The sequence below is a fragment of the Moritella sp. genome, assembly GCF_013215705.1.
In the GTDB taxonomy this organism is placed as follows: Bacteria; Pseudomonadota; Gammaproteobacteria; order Enterobacterales; family Moritellaceae; genus Moritella.
The window spans coordinates 1-2019 of record NZ_JABSQR010000057.1; the positions used below are offsets into that span (position 1 = coordinate 1).

The 2019-nt window shown below is 34.3% G+C and carries 1 protein-coding gene; it reads right to left on the reverse strand.

Annotated elements, in window-relative coordinates; all coding sequences use genetic code 11:
• Positions 1-42: 42 nt before the first annotated feature.
• Positions 43-1878 (reverse strand): AAA family ATPase, encoded by a 1836-nt coding sequence (locus HRT96_RS21885; protein WP_293160831.1) that lies wholly within the window; start codon positions 1876-1878, stop codon positions 43-45.
• Between the last annotated feature and the right edge of the window lie 141 nt (positions 1879-2019).

Below are 2019 nucleotides of genomic sequence, written 5' to 3' on the forward strand. Positions count from 1 at the left end.
TATGTTGCTCTTTAACCTTCTTTGGTAATTATGAAAACTTATTTAAGTTAACATTGCAACTATTCTGACACTGGGGGCTATAAGCTGTTGCTCTCGTTCATTAAGAGACTGTAATTGAGCTTCAAATTCATCAACGGCAGCTCTGCTCGCTCTAACTTTTATCAGTCGATCTTCTAATTTTTTCAATTGTGAGTTATTTTCTGCACTTGCTTCTAAAGAGCTGATGGAGTCTATTTGCTCAACTATTTTTTCTTCTTGAAATTTAGGAGGGGTCGTGGACACTTCAAAATAACGACGAATTATATCACCATATTGCCACATCCACAGGTCAACTTCGTTAGTTTTAGCAACAATATTACCATCAAATTCATGTAACTGAACTACTTGGTGTTTATCTAATTCGGTCAGAACCATTGGTGAATGAGTAGAAATGATCCATTGTGTATTGGGGAAAAATTCTCTCAGGATCGATAAGATTTTTTGTTGCCATTTTACGCTCAATAGTTGGTCTATCTCATCAATTATAACAATACTAGGCTGGCTTAGAGGAAGAGGGTAACATTCATTAGCTTCGATCATACGTTGTATAATGAATCCAACCCAGCCCATAACAGTTAGGTAGCCTTGACTTGCTAAGTTGAATGGAACTGACTTGCCTGTTTCGTACTTAATCCAGAGTTCAGTGTTTGGTTCTATTTTCTTTAATCCCGCAGATTGGACAGTCTCTCCCATAAATTTTGAAAATATTTCAAAGCATATATTTATGGTGGCTTGATCTGTGGGGTTGGTTATTTTGCTATTTTCTAAATTGGCCCACCAAGCAGTAAAGTCCTTAATACATGACTGATCACTCCCTCGCAATAAAGGTAATAAATCTAATATACGGGGGGCTTTATCTAAGTTCGTCTTTGTAGAAATACTGCTATTATTTCTTTGTTCTCCTAAACATAAGATTAAGTTTTTCATAGTGTTAGGTGTGTCATAAAGAGCTTCAAACGGTGTGCCTGAAATATTGATTTCCCCCGTATCACTGTCATGTTGTAATTTTATTTTGTTTATATATTCCACGCCACTAACGCTAGCCTTTAATGTTATACAGCTATCTATTGCGCTAGGTATATCAATACTCCTTAATCGCGTTGCTTCGGAACCTATACTCGATCTAGCCCCTAAAATAGCTAAACTTAGTGCCTTTAAAATGGTTGTTTTACCCGCACCATTTATACCAATTAATACAGTTAGTTCATCATTAAAATTAATGATTATATCTTTGTAAATACCAATGTTTTCAAGCCTAAGTTGGACAAGTCGGATTTTATCAATAAACAAATCTTTTTGAACTAGATGCTTATCATCATTTCTAGACATAACGTTATATGTATTTGGCAAATTTGGATCAATAAAGTTATTCCTAATTATAACCTCACATCCACTATCTATAAGATTTTGTAATTTATACGGTATTTCGCTCAACAGATTGTCGCTTAAATCTATTCTCGTTAAGCCTGAGAAATCAAAGACTGTTTCTGGTATTACTAATAACCCTAGTGATGATAAATCAAGATTTGTTAAATTTTCCTTACTACCGTTCTCTAAACGCTCATCTAAATCTCTTTCTAAAGCGGGCCTATTTAATTCCTTAAGTGCCAATTTATATAGCATTGCATCACTATAAATTATGGAGGAAAACATACTTTCAAAAACTTCAAAATACTTTAATATATCAGATAGATATTCATCTGGAACGCCTTCTTTTTCCCAATGAGTAATACTATCAAACTCATAATTTAACTCTTTAGCTAGCTCTTTTACGCTTATGCCTTGAAGTTCTCGTAAAGTTTGTAATCTACGTCCTGAATGATAGATTTTATCCTGCATAATAAAAAACCTTGAGTAGCTACTGTCCACTGATATATTAGCGGGCATTAGTATTAATGATGTGAAAGGGCGTTGTTGACTAAATCAGGGAACCTTTCGTAAACTTTGTGATCAGATCATTATCACGGATTTTAAAAGGTT

Excerpts from the sequence above, each read along its gene's own strand:
- HRT96_RS21885 (WP_293160831.1), bottom strand. The coding sequence starts at position 1,878 with ATGCAGGATAAAATCTATCATTCAGGACGTAGATTACAAACTTTACGA.